General features: G+C 67.5%; 14 protein-coding genes. 10 read left to right on the top strand and 4 right to left on the bottom strand.

The genetic code is table 11. The features are described from left to right. Positions 1-225: 225 nt before the first annotated feature. Positions 226-837 carry a TetR/AcrR family transcriptional regulator gene (locus ACFVMC_RS32750; RefSeq protein ID WP_379216791.1) on the bottom strand — a complete coding sequence of 204 codons (612 nt, stop codon included), beginning with the start codon at positions 835-837 and terminating at the stop codon, positions 226-228. 281 nt (positions 838-1,118) lie between these two features. Between ACFVMC_RS32750 and ACFVMC_RS32745 the strand changes: the two genes are divergently transcribed. From ACFVMC_RS32745 to ACFVMC_RS32725, 5 genes are all read left to right on the top strand, one after another. Further along, positions 1,119-1,631 carry a GNAT family N-acetyltransferase gene (locus ACFVMC_RS32745; RefSeq protein WP_379216789.1) on the top strand — a complete coding sequence of 171 codons (513 nt, stop codon included), beginning with the start codon at positions 1,119-1,121 and terminating at the stop codon, positions 1,629-1,631. 143 nt (positions 1,632-1,774) lie between these two features. Then, entirely contained in the window at positions 1,775-2,596 is an 822-nt protein-coding gene (locus ACFVMC_RS32740) for an ABC transporter permease (RefSeq protein WP_379216787.1), read from the top strand. Continuing rightward, positions 2,593-3,315, top strand: coding sequence for an ABC transporter ATP-binding protein (locus ACFVMC_RS32735; protein ID WP_379216785.1), 723 nt, complete (start codon positions 2,593-2,595; stop codon positions 3,313-3,315). The genes ACFVMC_RS32740 and ACFVMC_RS32735 overlap by 4 nt, the downstream gene beginning before the upstream one ends. Before the next feature lie 16 nt (positions 3,316-3,331). Further along, complete coding sequence (locus tag ACFVMC_RS32730; RefSeq protein WP_379216784.1) at positions 3,332-4,306, top strand: ABC transporter substrate-binding protein; 975 nt, start codon at positions 3,332-3,334, stop codon at positions 4,304-4,306. Then, on the top strand, positions 4,303-5,445 hold the full coding sequence (locus ACFVMC_RS32725) for an LLM class flavin-dependent oxidoreductase (protein ID WP_379216782.1): 1,143 nt from the start codon (positions 4,303-4,305) through the stop codon (positions 5,443-5,445). The genes ACFVMC_RS32730 and ACFVMC_RS32725 overlap by 4 nt, the downstream gene beginning before the upstream one ends. Here ACFVMC_RS32725 and ACFVMC_RS32720 read toward each other — a convergent pair. The 3 genes from ACFVMC_RS32720 to ACFVMC_RS32710 are packed head-to-tail and all read right to left on the bottom strand — an operon-like array spanning position 5,386 to position 9,205. Continuing rightward, positions 5,386-6,318 (bottom strand): alpha/beta hydrolase fold domain-containing protein, encoded by a 933-nt coding sequence (locus ACFVMC_RS32720; protein ID WP_379216780.1) that lies wholly within the window; start codon positions 6,316-6,318, stop codon positions 5,386-5,388. The two genes, ACFVMC_RS32725 and ACFVMC_RS32720, sit on opposite strands and share 60 nt — an antisense overlap. 12 nt (positions 6,319-6,330) lie before the next feature. After that, positions 6,331-7,845, bottom strand: a complete 1,515-nt coding sequence (locus ACFVMC_RS32715) for a long-chain fatty acid--CoA ligase (RefSeq protein WP_379216778.1) — start codon at positions 7,843-7,845, stop codon at positions 6,331-6,333. Between the two features lie 25 nt (positions 7,846-7,870). Further along, a complete protein-coding gene (locus tag ACFVMC_RS32710) occupies positions 7,871-9,205 on the bottom strand; it encodes an MFS transporter (protein WP_379216776.1) in 1,335 nt (444 codons plus the stop codon). Positions 9,206-9,373: 168 nt separating this feature from the next. On the opposite strand from ACFVMC_RS32710, the gene ACFVMC_RS32705 reads away from it, so the two are divergent. The 5 genes from ACFVMC_RS32705 (at position 9,374) to ACFVMC_RS32685 (ending at position 14,925) form a co-directional block, all read left to right on the top strand. Then, positions 9,374-10,009 (top strand): TetR/AcrR family transcriptional regulator, encoded by a 636-nt coding sequence (locus ACFVMC_RS32705; RefSeq protein ID WP_379216775.1) that lies wholly within the window; start codon positions 9,374-9,376, stop codon positions 10,007-10,009. A 112-nt stretch (positions 10,010-10,121) separates the two neighbouring features. After that, a complete protein-coding gene (locus tag ACFVMC_RS32700; protein WP_379216773.1) occupies positions 10,122-11,114 on the top strand; it encodes an NADPH:quinone oxidoreductase family protein in 993 nt (330 codons plus the stop codon). After that, entirely contained in the window at positions 11,111-12,613 is a 1,503-nt protein-coding gene (locus ACFVMC_RS32695) for a polysaccharide lyase family 1 protein (RefSeq protein ID WP_379216772.1), read from the top strand. The genes ACFVMC_RS32700 and ACFVMC_RS32695 overlap by 4 nt, the downstream gene beginning before the upstream one ends. 17 nt (positions 12,614-12,630) lie before the next feature. After that, entirely contained in the window at positions 12,631-13,854 is a 1,224-nt protein-coding gene (locus ACFVMC_RS32690; protein ID WP_379216770.1) for an acyl-CoA dehydrogenase family protein, read from the top strand. A gap of 21 nt (positions 13,855-13,875) precedes the next feature. Beyond that, complete coding sequence (locus tag ACFVMC_RS32685; protein WP_379216768.1) at positions 13,876-14,925, top strand: phosphotransferase family protein; 1,050 nt, start codon at positions 13,876-13,878, stop codon at positions 14,923-14,925. Positions 14,926-14,971: the final 46 nt, after the last annotated feature.

Here is a 14,971-nt window from a genome sequence, read left to right as displayed (position 1 = left end):
CTTGTGGGCCCTGCTGCGAGACGGACGCGAATTCAGCATCGACAGACCGGCTTTGGGTGTCGTTATGGCTTGACAAGTTCATTGAGAGTCCTCCTGTGCGGTGGTACTTGACACTCTGATCTGGAACCGGCAGTTCCGGTACCAGGGGTATCGTATGGTGGCGAAGCGTCGATGCCCAGCAGGTGTGCGCAGGATGACAAGCGTCCGTGGCGATTTCGCCGACGGCTAGGGCGTCGCCGGGGGGATGACGCCCATCGACAGGGCGTCGGTGACCATGTGCGCCACCGTGTGCGCGAGTTGCGGTGTGCGCGCGGCACTTTCGCCGAGCATGATCTGCCAGGTGAACAGGGGCCCGAGTAGGAGGCCGTGCACCAGGGCGGGATCGGGACGGGTGGGGAGCTCGCCGCGTGCCATGGCGCGATCGATGAGCGCGGCCAGGATGGAGCGCTCCAGGGTGAGATAGGTGTCGGTGAAACGGGTTTGCAGGGCGGGGTCGGCGTGGATGTCGGCCACCAGTCCTGCCATCACCCCGGCGTCGGCGTGTGCGATGCGGTCGCCGAACCAGGCGGCGAGGGCCGTGATGTCGCCGCGCAGCGTGCCGGTGTCGGCCGGTGGCTTCTCGCTCATGCCGTGCAGGATCACCGCGAAGATCATTTCCTGCTTGGTCGCGAATCTCCGGTATATGGCGGCCTTTCCGATCCCCGCGCGGGCGGCGACCGCGTCGACGGTGAGCGCCGCGTAGCCGTGCTCTGCCAGCAGCGCGCGCACCGCCTCGGCGATCGCGTGATCGACCCGACTGTCGCGGGGCCGCCCTCCCGCCTGTCCTGGTTTCGGCATGACGGAATCATACGAGACCCGCAGTATCGACACCGTAGGTTCCATATCGGCGGTGTGATGCCCACGATAACTCTTGCTGGACAGGGAGGCGACTGGCTAGGCTGATCGAGTTCGTGTTCAGCCGAATCGATGACCTGGAGGTGAGTTGATGACCGCGCCACAGATCGCTGTCGTCGCTCGCCCCACGCGCTGAACCTTTTCGCGTTCACATCGGCCGACAGCGGTCCTCCTCGAATTCTGTGTCCCATTCTTTCGACACGACAGTCCAGGAGACTTCGACCATGTCCAGCAACCATCAGTGGCTGACCCGTCCGGAAAAGCCCTCCGATATCGACTCCGTCCGCCGGATCAATCTCGCGGCCTTCGAAACGGCCGAGGAAGCCGATCTCGTCGACGCGCTTCGCGCGGATCCAGCGTGGATCGAGGGCCTGTCGATGCTGAGCACCGGCATCGACGGCGCGCCGATCGGTTACGCGCTGCTCACCCGCTGCCATATCGGCGATGCCCCGGCACTGTGCCTCGGCCCGTGTGCCGTACCGCCCGAATACCAGCGCACCGGCGCGGGTGCGGCCGCCGTTCGCGCGGCGCTGTCCGCGGCAACGGACCACGGTGAGGATTTCGTCGTCGTCCTCGGGCACCCGGCCTACTATCCGCGGTTCGGTTTCGGCCGCGCGAGCCTGCACGGCATCCGACTGAGCATCGATGTCCCGGACGAGGCGCTCATGGCGCTGAGTCTGTCCGGTCGTCCGATTCCCGGCGGAACCGTTCGCTACGCAGCGCCTTTCGGTATCTGAATCGCTGAAACGCCGATCCCCGCCGGTCTGGACCGGCGGGGATCGTTGCTGTGCGGAGTTGCGGTCACGGTGATCGGAAGGGTGTTTCCGGTGGTCCGGGCCGGTGATACTGCCAGTCGTTCCGTATCCGTCCCAGGAGAACTATGACACTCGCGATCGGCTGGACAGCAGCTGACAGACAGGCCGCCACCGCACCGCGGCGTGGGCGACAGGTCCTGCGCAGCCCGTGGCTGTTGCGTTCGGTGACGCCGTTGGCGTTGCTGCTGGCCTGGCAGGTGGGGTCGGCGACCGGGGCGCTGCCCGAACAGATCCTGCCGGCGCCGTCGGTGATTCTGGACGCGGGGATCGAAGTGTGGCAGGGCGGTGAACTCGGGGACGCGCTCGCGGTCTCGGGTCAGCGGGTACTGCTGGGTTTCGCGCTCGGCGCGACCGTGGCCGTACTGCTGGCGGTGCTCGCGGCGTCGAGCCGGGTGGGGGAGTACCTGGTCGACCCGCCCATGCAGATGCTGCGCACGGTGCCACTGTTCGGCCTGATCCCGGTGTTCATCATCTGGTTCGGCATCGACGAACAGCCGAAGATCTTCCTGATCGCGCTCGGTGTGGCGTTCCCGCTCTATCTCAACACCTACGCGGGCATCCGCCAGCTCGATCCCAAACTCGGTGAGCTGTCCCAGGTTCTGGGCCTGACCGCGTGGGAGAAGTTGCGCGCCATCGTTTTTCCGGGCGCGCTACCCCAGGTGCTGGTCGGCCTGCGGCAGAGCCTCGGCATCGCCTGGCTCTCGCTGATCGTCGCCGAACAGATCAACGCCAGTGCCGGACTCGGCTTCATCGTCAACAACGCGCGCGAGTTCCTGCGCATCGACATCGTCATCTTCGGCCTGCTCGTCTACGGCGCGCTCGGCCTGCTCACCGACGCGCTGGTTCGTGCGGTCGAACACCGGGCACTGCGCTGGAGCAGGCGATGAGCGCCCCGGCGACCGATCGGCTGCTCCGAATCCGGGATGTCGGAAAGAGTTTCGGCGATCGGCCGGTGCTGCGCGGCGTCGACCTGGACCTGCGTCAGGGCGAGATCGTCGCCCTGGTCGGGCGCAGCGGCTCGGGTAAGTCCACCCTGCTGCGGGTGCTGGCCGGTCTGGCGGGGGAGCACACGGGCCACGTCGAGGTCGGCGGCCGTGTCTCGGTCGCTTTCCAGGAGGCGCGGCTGGTGCCGTGGCTGTCGGTGGCGCGCAATGTCGCGCTCGGACTGCCCGACCGCCGTCGCCGTGCCGGGGGACTCGATCAGGCCCGCGCGGTACTCGACGAGGTCGGTCTCGCGAATCGCGGTGACGCCTGGCCGATCACCCTGTCCGGCGGTGAAGCCCAGCGCGCGGCACTGGCCCGCGCCCTGGTCGCGGAACCGGCCCTGCTGCTGCTCGACGAACCCTTCGGCGCGCTGGACGCGCTGACCAAGATCGCGATGCACGACCTGCTGCTGCGCCTGTTCGCCGAGCACGGCTTCGGTGTGCTGCTGGTGACCCACGATGTCACCGAGGCGGTGACCCTGGCCGATCGCGTCCTGGTACTCGAGGACGGACGCCTCGCGCACGAGATCGACATCCCCCTGGACCGGCCGCGTGCTCACGCGGCTCCCGAAGGCGCGGCCTACGCGGCTCGCCTGCTCGAACTGCTCGGCGTCGAGCAGTAGTAATTGGAGAACCCCTGTGAAGAAGTTGTTACTGTCGGCTGCCCTGGCTCTGGTCGCGACCCTGTCGCTGACGAGCTGCGGCAGCGACCAGGCGCCGCGGGCCGACGGCCCGGTCGACCTGAGCACCGTCACCCTGAAAGTCGGTGACCAGAAGGCGATCTCCATCGAAGTGCTGCTGAAAGCCGCGGGCCAATTGGAGAACCTGCCCTACAAGCTCGAGTTCTCCACCTTCACCGCGGGCCTGCCACTGGTGGAGGCCGCGAGCGCTGGCGGTATCGATCTCGCCCAAACCGGCAACACCCCACCGATTTTCGGCGCGGCGGCCAAAGCCGACGTCAAGGTGGTCGGCGCGCTCGCCGCCACCGGCAAGGGCGACGCGATTCTGGTCGGGAAGGACGCGCCGATCAGTTCGGTCGCCGAGCTGAAGGGCAAGCGGGTCGCGGTGTTCAAGGGCAGCTCGGCCAATGCCCTGCTGCTGCTCGCGCTCGGGCGCAACGGCCTGACCCTGAAAGACATCGAACCGGTGTACCTCTCGCCGGGCGATGGCTACACCGCGCTCAAACGCGGTGATGTGCAGGCCTGGGCCACCTGGGATCCGTATACGGCCATCGCCGAACAGGAATCGGGTGCCAGGCAGATCATCGCCGCCGATACCGTCTCCAACGGCAACAACTTCTGGGTCAGCGGCAACAAGGCGCTCGGCGACGCGGGTAAGGCGCAGGCCATCGAGGACTTCCTGCGGCGCTACGCCGCCGCCACCACCTGGTCGCAGCAGAACGTCGCCGAGTGGAGTGCCGAGTACGCCGAACTCACCCAGATCAGCCCGGCCGCCGCGCAGGTCACCTGGACCCGTTCGATCAAGGAGCCGATCGCGCTGACCGACGCGATCGTCGCGTCCGAGCAGCAGATCGCGGACGCGTTCACCGACGCCAAAGCCATTCCCGGCAAGGTCGATTTCGCGAAGTTCGTCGATCGGAGGTTCCAGAAATGAGCGCGCTGTCCTTCCATTGGTTCCTGCCGACCTACGGCGATTCCCGCGGGCTGGTCGCGGGCGGGCACGGCTCGTTCATGTCCGGCGATCGCCCGGCGACCCTGCGCTACCTCAATCAGCTCGCGGCCGCCGCCGAGGACAACGGCTTCGAGGCCGTGCTGACCCCCACCGGCGCCTGGTGCGAGGACGCCTGGCTGACCACGGCCATGCTGGTGGAAACCACCGAGACGCTGAAGTTCCTGGTCGCGCTGCGGCCGGGGCTGGTCAGCCCGACCCTGACCGCGCAGATGTCGGCCACCTATCAGCGGCATTCGCGCGGCCGGCTGCTGCTGAATGTGGTCACCGGCGGTGAGCCGCGCGAGCAGCAGGCCTACGGCGATTTCCTGGACAAGAACCAGCGCTACGCCCGCACCGGCGAGTTCCTGGATGTGGTGCGGTCACTGTGGACGAATACCGAGCCGATCGACTTCGACGGCGCGCACATCCGGGTCCGGCAGGCGCTGTTGAGCAGCAGGCCGGATCCGATTCCGCCGGTGTTCTTCGGCGGTTCGTCACCCGCCGCGGGCCCGGTCGCCGCTCGCTACGCCGATACCTATCTCACCTGGGGTGAGCCGCTGGACGCGGTCGGCAAGAAGCTGGACTGGATTCGCGGTCTGGCCGCCGTCGAGGGCCGGAGCCTGGAGTACGGCCTGCGCATCCACGTCATCAGCCGGGACACCGCCGCCGAGGCCTGGGCCGAGGCCGACAAGTTGCTGTCGGGCATCGCGCCCGGCGAGATCGAACGCGTGCAGGCCTCGCTGGCGCAGAGCGAATCCGAGGGACAGCGGCGCATGGCGGCGCTGCACGCCGGTCGCACCGACGGTCTCGAGATCGCCCCCAATCTCTGGGCGGGCGTCGGCCTGGTACGCGGTGGTGCCGGAACCGCGCTGGTGGGTTCCCACGGGGAAGTGGCCGACCGGCTCACCGAGTACGCCGAACTCGGCATCGGCCACTTCATCCTCTCCGGTTACCCGCATCTGGAGGAGGCGTATTGGTTCGGCGAGGGGGTGCTTCCGATCCTGGAACGCCGTGGCCTGTGGTCACATCCGCACCGTGCCACCGCGGTTGCGACCGGAACTCCGTTCGCCGCCACCAGCTGAGCCGGGGGTGCGGAGCAGTTCGGCGATGTGCCGTCGCGCCTGTTTGCCTTCACGGGTGCGCAGTAGCGGGTAGCAGTGCTGGCCGCCGGGGCATTCGACGTAGTCGATGCCGGTGCCCGCGGCGGCCAGCCGGCGGGCATCCGGGTTGAGCAGTTCGGCTGTGCCGCTGAACAATACGATCGGAGCCAGACCGGTCAGCTCGCCGTGGATGGGGCTGACGCGGGGGTCGTCGACCGGCAGGTCGCCCGCGTAGAGGCGGCCCGCCTCGAGCAGTCCCGGAATATCCAGGATGACATCGGTGCGTGCCAACTCCGCTGCGGCGGGGTCGGGGATCGTCACATCCAGCCAGGGGGAGAGGAGCACGGCGCGGCGCGGTTGCGGCGCGCGCCGCAACCGAAGCTGTTGCAGGACAGCGAGAGCCATGCCACCGCCCGCGGAGTCGCCCATCAGGGTGAATCCGGGTGCTGCCCGCGCGGCGATATCCGTGGCCGTCGCCACCGTCCGCTCGGCGGTCGCCGCGGGGGCGAGCGGATAGATGGGTACCGTGATCTCGATACCGGACCGGCGCGCGATATCGGCGAGTGCCCACCAGTGCGTGGGCTGGATCTCGGCCACATACGCGCCACCGTGCAGATACAGCGTGCCCGGCCCGGGTGCCGAGTTCGGCGGAGTCAATCGATAGCACAACCACCCGCACAGCATCTGCGGCACGATCGACACCTTGCGGCGCAACGATTTCGGCGGCTCCGCCGACGCGGGGTGCCGCCGCCGGAACTCGATCGCGCGATGGAACAACTCGGTGTCGGTCAGAACTCTCTTCTGCTCGATCCGCCGCAGTTGCGCGGTGACCAGTCGGCTCGACAGGCTCGGCATGCTGTGCTCCGTTCAGGAATGGTCCGCGCGGGCGGACAATTCGGGGAATCGCGCCGGATCGATCGCGCGTTTGAGGATCTTTCCGGTGGCACCCTTGGGCAGTTCGCCGACGAAGGCGAATCGATGCGGCACCTTGTAGGCGGACAGCCGCTCCTTCGCCCACCTCCGCAGCGCATCGGGATCGGGCGCGCTGCCCGGTGCGGCCACCACGAGCGCGGCGACCTCCTCGCCGTAGCGCTCGTCGGGGACGCCGATCACCGCGGCTTCGAGAATGTCCGGATGCCGGTACAGCACGTCCTCGACCTCGCTCGGATACACGTTGTATCCGCCTCGAATGATGAGATCCTTCGCGCGATCGACGATGTAGACGTAGCCGTCGGCATCGACCCGGCCCAGATCTCCGGTGCGCAGCCAGCCGTCGACCAGATCGGCGGCGGTGGCCTCGGGGCGATTCCAGTAGCCCTTCATGATGCCGGGGCCGCGCAGGAAGATCTCGCCGACGGCGTCGGAGGGCAGCACGGTGCCGTCGGGGTCGCGAATCTCCAGCGCGGTGCCCGGCAGCGGGATGCCGACCGAACCCACCCGCTGTTCCCGGTCCAGGGGGTTGTAGGTTCCGGCACTGGAGGACTCGGTGAGGCCGTAGCCCTCGAGAATGGTGCAGCCGAATCGCTGCGTGAACGCCCGGATCACCTCGCCGGGCAGCGCCGCGCCCCCCGACGCCGCCAATTTCAGGCTGCGCAGATCGTCGGGGCCGAAGTCGACGGCGTCGTGCAGCATGGCATTCCACATGGTCGGCACGCCCGACACCATGGTGAGCCGGTGCTCCCGGATCAGCTCGAGCATGGCGCGCGGCTGGAACGGGGACAGCAGCGACAGCGAGCATCCGGTGTGCAGCGCGGTGAGCAGTCCGGCCGCCTGACCGAACACATGGAACAGCGGCAGCCCGGTGCCGAACCGCTCGTCCGGCGTGAGCCGCAGCTGGGTGCTGAAGATCCGGGCGGTGTCCAGCAGGTTGGCGACGGTGAGCTGCACGCCCTTCGGGGCGCCGGTCGTGCCCGAGGTGTAGAGCAGAACAGCGGTGTCGTCGTCGCGCCGCTGCACGGGTGCGGTTGCGGGCGTGCCGGATTCGGTGCCGACTCCGGGTGCGAGCCGGAGCACCGGAAGGGCGCGCCGGCTTGCGGCCTGCTCGGTGGCCGTGCGGGTCTCGTGCCACACGACGGCGGCTGTGGCATCGGAATCGTCCAGCACATATCCGATTTCGGGTGCGACGGCCATGGGGTTCATGGTGATGGCGATGGCTCCGAGGTACTGCGTGGCCAGGTACGCGATGGCGAACTCGGGCACGGTGGGCGCTACCAGCAGCACCCGATCGCCCGCACCGATGCCGGCCGCGCGCAGCAGATGACTGTAGGCGCAGCTACGAGAGGCCAACTCGCCGTAGGTGATTGCCTCCTCCAGGGTGCGCAGCGCAATTGCGTCGGGCCTGGTCGTGGCGTGCAGGTGTAGTCGGTCGGCGATACTGGGCACGTCGGCTCCTGTGCTCGAATCGGATTCAGGGCGTGACGGGTTCGGCAACCGGCCGCGCGACCACCACCGTCTCCGGCAGCGCCCAGGCGCACGCGAGGGTGCACAACCCCATGGCGACCAGGAACGCGGAGACCGCTGTCGTACCACCGGTGGCGGCGAGCAGCGCGGTCATCAGGAACGGTGTCCCGCCGCTGATCAGGATCGAGGCCAGCTGGTAGGCCAGTGTCACACCCGAATAGCGGATCCGGGGCTCGAACAGCTCGGAGAGATACGCTGCCAGCGGGCCGTAGACCACGCTGGAGGCGAAACTGCCGCCCACCAGATTCGCGACCAGGATGGCGGTCAGCGATCCGGTATTCACCAGCCAGAAGTAGGGAAAAGCCCAGGCTGTCATGAGGATCGCGCCGGTCAGCAGCAGCGGCCGTCGCCCGATCCGATCCGAGAGCGAGCCGGCGAGATAGATGACGACGATGCCGGCCGCGGCGCCGGCCAGCGAGATCATCAGCAGGTCGTCGCGTGCCAGCCCGAGGTCGCGGACACCGTAGTCGAGCACGCCCGCCATGCCGATGTAGGCGACGGCATTGCTCGAGAACAGCAGCCCGGATCCGAGCAGGATTCGCTTCCAATGACCGCGCACCGCTTCCAGAATCGGAGCTTGCGCGACCGTGGCCGCCGCGTCGGCGGCCCGGTGCTGTAGCCGCCGGAACTCGGGGGAGTCCTCGATCCGGAGTTGGATGAACAGTACGACGGGGAAGAGCAGGGCACTGGCCAGGAAGGGCACGCGCCATCCCCAGGACAGGAAATCCGGACCGGTCACGAAGTGCCCCACGAGCAGGAAAGCGCCTGTGCCCAACAGTAATCCGAACGGAACACCCATCTGACCGAAGGTCCCGGCGCGGCCGCGGCGGTGCGGTTCGGTGGTCTCGGTGAGCAGCAGCGTGATACCGCCCCACTGCCCGCCGACCGCGATGCCCTGCACGAAGCGCAGGGTGACCAGCAGGATCGGGGCCAGCCCGCCGACCGCGGCGGCGGTGGGTAGCAGGCCGATCGCACAGGTGGCCACTGCCACCAGGGTCAGGCAGGCGACCAGTGCGGGTTTGCGGCCGAACTTGTCGCCGATGTGGCCGAAGACGATCCCGCCGATCGGCCGGGCGATGAACCCGGCCCAGAAGGTGCTGAACGACAGTAGGGTCCCCATCAGGGGCGATGCGTCGGGGAAGAAGAGTTTTCCGAAGACCAGGGCGGCGGCGGTGCCGTAGATGAAGAAGTCGTACCACTCGATCGAACTGCCGACCAGGCCGGCGGCCATCAGTCTGCGCAGTTTCCTGCGATCGGGTGGGGTGGCGGGAATCGAAGTCATCGATATCTCCAGGAGATCAGAGTGCGCGATCCGGTGTGGCCTGGGCCACTGATCAATGCCCGGGAACGCTACTTGAATCTGGCGTCACATTCAACACATTCGGGCGGCGACCGTCGTGCGCTGTTACGATCGTGCACGTCAGCCGGACCCCGAAGACAGTGAGCAGTGGTGAACCCCGAAGCAGGTGTCGAGGACCGAGCCGGTCGCGCGGCCCCGAAGAGCAAGCGGGGCTTGCGAACTCGCGCCGCGCTGATCGCCGCGGCACGCGAGGTCTTCGAGCGGGACGGTTTTCTCGACGCGCGGATCAGCGACATACCCAAGGCGGCGGGGATGGCGTCGGGCACCTTCTACACCTATTTCGACAGCAAAGAAGAGATCTTCACCGAGGTGGTCCGCCAGATTCGCGAGGAGATGCTGCATCCGCACGTCCGCGAATCGATCGGCGACGACGACCCCCGCGAGCTCATCGCCGCCGCCAATCGTGAGTATCTCCAGTCGTATCGGCGCAATGCCCGGCTGATGGCCGTGCTCGAGCAGGTGTCGAAGGTCGACGAGAAGTTCCGGACGCTGCGGCGCGAGCGGGGCGCGGCGCTGGGTGAGCGCAATGCCGCGATGATTCGCGACCTCCAGGAGCGGGGCCTCGCCGATGCTCGGCTCGATCCACTGATCACCTCGTGGGCGCTGTCCAGCATGGTCGGCCGGATGGCGTACACGGTGTTCGTCGAAGGGGACGAGGTGCCTTTCGAGCGACTGGTCGAGACGATGAATCAGCTCTGGTACAACGCCCTACGGCTCGGCGACTGACTCTGTGATGTCTTCTTGCTCTCGGTTTCGCAGCCACATTTGAACTTGACGCCAGAATCAATTTCGGGGAGTCTGACTCCGCAGCGATCAGTCAGCGCATCGGAGGAACCACATGAAAGCCTGGCGGGCAACCGAATTGGGCGAACCGGAGCGCGTGCTCACCCTGGTCGACACCGCCGAGCCGGCTCCCGGGCCCGGGCAACTGGTGGTCCGGACCCGGGCCGCGGCCGCCAACTTCCCGGATGTGCTGCTGTGCCGGGGCGAATACCAGATCAGGCCGGAATTGCCGTTCACCCCCGGCGTCGAATTGTGCGGCGAGGTGGTCGCGGTCGGAGCTCGGGTCACGGCGTTCGCGATCGGTGATCGGGTGGTCGGCACCGCGGTGCTGCCGTGGGGTGGCTGCGCCGAACTGGCCGTCATGAACGTCGACGAGACGTTCCCCGCGCCCGAAGCGCTGGACGATGCCGAGGCCGCGATACTGACGATCGGCTATCAGACGGGCTGGTTCGGACTGCACCGGCGCGCGGGCCTGCGACCCGGTGAGACACTGCTGGTGCACGCCGCCGCGGGCGGAGTCGGCAGTGCAGCAGTGCAATTGGGCAAAGCCGCGGGCGCACGGGTGATCGGAGTCGTCGGCAGCCCGGCGAAGGCCGAAGTAGCGCGGGCGCTGGGCGCCGATCTGGTGATCGACCGCAGCACTGTGGATTTCGTGGAGACGGTGCGCGCGTTCACCGACGGTCGTGGCGCCGACGTGATCTACGACCCGGTCGGCGGCGACGTGTACGAGCGATCCACCAAGTGTGTCGCTTTCGAAGGACGCATCCTCGTGGTCGGGTTCGCCGGCGGGCGGATCCAGACCGCCGCGCTCAATCACGCACTGGTGAAGAACTATTCGATCCTCGGGCTGCACTGGGGGCTGTATCGCGAACGCGACGCGGACGCGGTCTGGGACTGTCACACCGAGCTCACCCGGCTGGCCGACAGCGGCCGGGTGCGGCCCTTGATCGGTGAGCGGCTGTCGTTGGACGAGGTGCCGCTGGGGTTGCAGCGCCTCGCCGACGGTAAGACCGTGGGCCGCGTCGTCTTCACCGGGAATCGAGCATGAACCGTCGAATGAAAGGCGCACTGGCGCTGGCATTTCTACCGGCCTTGCTGATGACCTGGGTGGTGCGATCCGGCCCCGTGGCCGCGCAGAGCGAACTCGGCCTCGGCCGGGAGCGGATCGCCGCGAACGACGGCTGGGCCGCCGCCGAGGGCGGCACCACCGGCGGGTCCGCCGCCACCGCGGATCAGGTCTTCACCGTGGACACCAAGGAAGAGCTGCGCCGAGCCGTCGCGGGCGATACGCCCAAGATCGTCTATGTGCGGGGGCACATCCAGTTCCTGGCCGAGTGCGCGTCGTACAACGCGCCCGGGTACACCGAGCAGGCGTACCTCGACGCGGTGCGTGGCACCACCCTGGACCCCGACCACGCCAACAGTCCGGCGCCGATCAAGGCCATCGAGAAACTCCGGAAAACCTCGGAGAACAACCAATCCGCGGATATCACCATGGAGGTGGGTTCCAACACGACGATCGTGGGCCTGGCCGGAGCCCAGATCACGGGTCTGGAACTCGGGCTGACCGGCAAGCGGAACGTCATCATCCGCAATCTGTCGATCCAGGACGCGTACGGCTGCTTTCCACGCTGGTCCGGCTACGACTGGAAAACGTACTTCTCGAATATTCGGATGGAGGCCAGCAGTCATGTCTGGCTCGACCACCTCACCCTCGGTGACGGCACCCGCACGCTGGCCACCGAAACAAAACAGGACGGCAAGACCTACCTGCACCACGACGAACTGATCACCGCCATGAAGGGCAGCGACCTGATCACGGTCTCGTGGACGCGACTGCACGACAATTTCAAACCGGTGATGCTCGGTGTACTCAACGACGGTGGCTCGAGTGTCGCCAACACCCGAGTAACCATGCACCACAACCTGTTCGACAAAACCGTGCTGCGTTCGCCGTCGGTGTACTACGGCAAGGTGCACCTGTACAACAATTCGCACGTGGTGCCGCCGTCGGTCTGTTGCTGGTACTACCAGTGGGGTGTCGGCACCCAGTCGAAGATCTACGCCGAGAACAATTCCTTCACCGGCGGCATGCCGAAGAATCGTGACATCCTGTGGAACTTCGCGGGACAGGAGGCGGGTGGCAAGGACGGGGCCGGAGTCATTCACGAATCCGGCTCGATGGTCGCGGGCCAGCCCGTGAACCTGGTCGCCGAGTTCAACGGGAACCGGGAAACCGGCAAGGACTATGTCCTGGGCACGAACGTCGGCTGGGCCCCCACCCTGCACGGGACGATCGATCCGACCGCGCAGGTGCCGGCCATCGTGGCGGCCGGAGCGGGGGCGGGCAGAGCCGTCGGCGGATCGAATCCGCCGGCCACGTCCCTGCCTCCGACCTCGACTACCACGCGGCCTACGACCACGCCGCCTACTGCTACGCCGCCGGCTACCACTACGAAGCCGTCGGCGACGACGAAACCTCCGATCACCACGACGAAGCCACCGACCCCCACCTGGTCCTGTCCGGACTGGTGGCCCTGGTGCTAGCAACGAGGAGAACTCCGATGGCAATCTTCGACATGTCCGTACGCGCCCGCGGGTACCAGCGCGATCTGCTCGCGTTCATGGACGAACTGATATATCCGGCCGAGCCGGTCTACGAGCAGCAGATGCTCGAAGCCGGAAACCCACACCACTATCCGAAGATCCTCGACGAGCTCAAGATCGAGGCGCGCCGGCGCGGGCTGTGGAATCTGTTCCACCCACATCCGGAATGGGGCCCCGGCCTGAGCAATCTCGACTACGCGCCGCTCGCCGAAATCATGGGCCGCAGTCCGATGCTCGCTCCGGAAGCCTGCAACTGCAACGCGCCCGACACCGGAAACATGGAGGTGCTGACCTTGTTCGGCACCCAGGAACACAAGGAGCGCTGGCTCGAACCGCTACTCGCGGGCACCATCCGGTCCGCGTTCGCCATGACCGAACCGGCCGTCGCCAGCTCCGATGCCACCAATATCGAACTGCGCATGCGGCGCGACGGTGACCACTACGTGCTCGATGGCCGAAAGTGGTTCGCTTCCAACGCCATGCACGCCAACTGCAAGGTCCTGATCGTCATGGGCAAGACCGATCCGGACGCGCCGAAGCACCGCCAGCAGTCGATGATGGTCATGCCGATCGACGCACCGGGCATCACCGTGGTGCGGAATATGCCGGTGTTCGGCTATCACGACCGCGAGGGGCACGCGGAGATCGAGTTCACGGGCGTGCGAGTGCCGGTGACCGATGTCCTCAAAGGCGAGGGGGAGGGCTTCGCGATCAGTCAGGCGCGGCTGGGCCCCGGGCGCATCCACCACTGTATGCGAGCCATCGGCATGGCCGAGCGGGCGCTCGAATTGTTGTGTGTCCGTGCGGAATCCCGCACCACCTTCGGCGAGAAACTCAGCGCCCGGGCCAATATCCAGGATTGGATCGCCGAGGCCCGCATCGCCATCGATCAGGCCCGCCTGCTCACCTTGAACGCGGCCCGGATGATGGACACCGTCGGCAACCAGGCGGCTCGCACCGAGATCGCCGCCATCAAGGTCGCCGCGCCGGAAATGGCGCTGCGCATCGTGGACCGTGCCATTCAGGTGTACGGCGCCGCCGGTGTCAGCGACGACGTTCCGCTCGCGAGCATGTACGCGCATCTTCGTACCTTGCGTATCGTCGACGGACCCGACGAAGTACACAAACGCACGATCGCGCGCGCCGAACTCGGAAAATACCGGTCCGCCACGAGCGCGTAGGCAGAGAGCACGAGGAAGCCGATGAGCCCCGGACTACTTCGCCCGAGCGCCGACGGCGCGGCCTTCGATATCGAGGGGGCCGCGTTCCAGGGCTGGCTGTCGGACCTGGGAGAGCCGTGTGAACTCCCGGTCCGGCCCGCCCGGGTCGGCGTCGGCCAGTCGAATCTGACCTTCCGCGTCACCGATGCCGCCGAGCGGCGCTGGGTGCTGCGCCGCCCGCCGCTCGGTGAGCTGCTGGCCTCGGCGCACGACGTGGCGCGCGAGGCACGGATCCTGAATGCCTTGGCCGACACCGAGGTTCCGGTTCCGCACGTCCACGATGTCCGCACCCACGACGGGGTCGCCGTGGTGCTCATGGAATTCGTGGACGGTTCGGTCATCGACCGGATGGACAGCGCCGAACAGCTGACCGAGCAGCAGCGGCGCGCCGCCGGACTCGATCTGGCGCGCACCCTCGCTCGCATTCACGCGGTCGACCTGGGTGCGACCGGACTGATCGATCTGGCCAGTCACAAACCGTACGCGCCACGCCAGCTGAAACGGTGGTCGGCGCAGTGGGAGAGGTCGAAAACGCGCGAGCTGCCGCTGCTGGACCGGCTCACCGAGCGGCTGCACGCGGCTGTTCCCGAACAGCACGAACTCAGCTTGGTGCACGGGGATTACAACCTGCGCAATGTCATCACCGACCCGGAGAGCGGTTCCATCGCCGCCGTCCTGGACTGGGAGCTGTGCACCCTCGGCGACCCGCTGGCCGACCTGGGCAGCCTGCTCGCCTACTGGCCCGAACCCGGCGAACCCACCGTCGCCGACCTCGCCATGTCCACGCTTCCGGGGTTCCCTGCCCGCACCGAGCTCGTCGGCGAATACCTCTCGGTCACCGACCGCGACCCCCGGGCGCTGGACTACTGGCACGCACTGGCGCTGTGGAAACTCGCCATCATCGCCGAGGGTGTCCTGCGTCGCGCCCTGGACGACCCGCGCAACCGCGCGGCGGCGGGCACCCCGACCGTCGACTCCATCGACGGTCTGGTGGCCACCGCCGACCGCATCGCCGCGGCCGCCGGAATCTGAACCCTATTGCGGTGGCGCGGGTCGGCGCGTGCGTGCATGATCGAGG

This window comes from Nocardia sp. NPDC127579 (assembly GCF_042672005.1).
Classification (GTDB): domain Bacteria; phylum Actinomycetota; class Actinomycetes; order Mycobacteriales; family Mycobacteriaceae; genus Nocardia.
This window is presented reverse-complemented; position numbering and strand designations above follow the sequence as displayed.

What these genes read in the sequence shown, in the direction of transcription:
- ACFVMC_RS32695 (WP_379216772.1), top strand. Translation starts at nt 11,111, where the DNA reads ATGAACCGTCGAATGAAAGGCGCACTGGCGCTGGCATTTCTACCGGCC.
- ACFVMC_RS32685 (WP_379216768.1), top strand. Translation starts at nt 13,876, where the DNA reads ATGAGCCCCGGACTACTTCGCCCGAGCGCCGACGGCGCGGCCTTCGAT.
- ACFVMC_RS32690 (WP_379216770.1), top strand. Translation starts at nt 12,631, where the DNA reads ATGGCAATCTTCGACATGTCCGTACGCGCCCGCGGGTACCAGCGCGAT.
- ACFVMC_RS32750 (WP_379216791.1), bottom strand. Translation starts at nt 837, where the DNA reads ATGCCGAAACCAGGACAGGCGGGAGGGCGGCCCCGCGACAGTCGGGTC.
- ACFVMC_RS32700 (WP_379216773.1), top strand. Translation starts at nt 10,122, where the DNA reads ATGAAAGCCTGGCGGGCAACCGAATTGGGCGAACCGGAGCGCGTGCTC.
- ACFVMC_RS32710 (WP_379216776.1), bottom strand. Translation starts at nt 9,205, where the DNA reads ATGACTTCGATTCCCGCCACCCCACCCGATCGCAGGAAACTGCGCAGA.
- ACFVMC_RS32745 (WP_379216789.1), top strand. Translation starts at nt 1,119, where the DNA reads ATGTCCAGCAACCATCAGTGGCTGACCCGTCCGGAAAAGCCCTCCGAT.
- ACFVMC_RS32720 (WP_379216780.1), bottom strand. Translation starts at nt 6,318, where the DNA reads ATGCCGAGCCTGTCGAGCCGACTGGTCACCGCGCAACTGCGGCGGATC.
- ACFVMC_RS32740 (WP_379216787.1), top strand. Translation starts at nt 1,775, where the DNA reads ATGACACTCGCGATCGGCTGGACAGCAGCTGACAGACAGGCCGCCACC.
- ACFVMC_RS32725 (WP_379216782.1), top strand. Translation starts at nt 4,303, where the DNA reads ATGAGCGCGCTGTCCTTCCATTGGTTCCTGCCGACCTACGGCGATTCC.
- ACFVMC_RS32735 (WP_379216785.1), top strand. Translation starts at nt 2,593, where the DNA reads ATGAGCGCCCCGGCGACCGATCGGCTGCTCCGAATCCGGGATGTCGGA.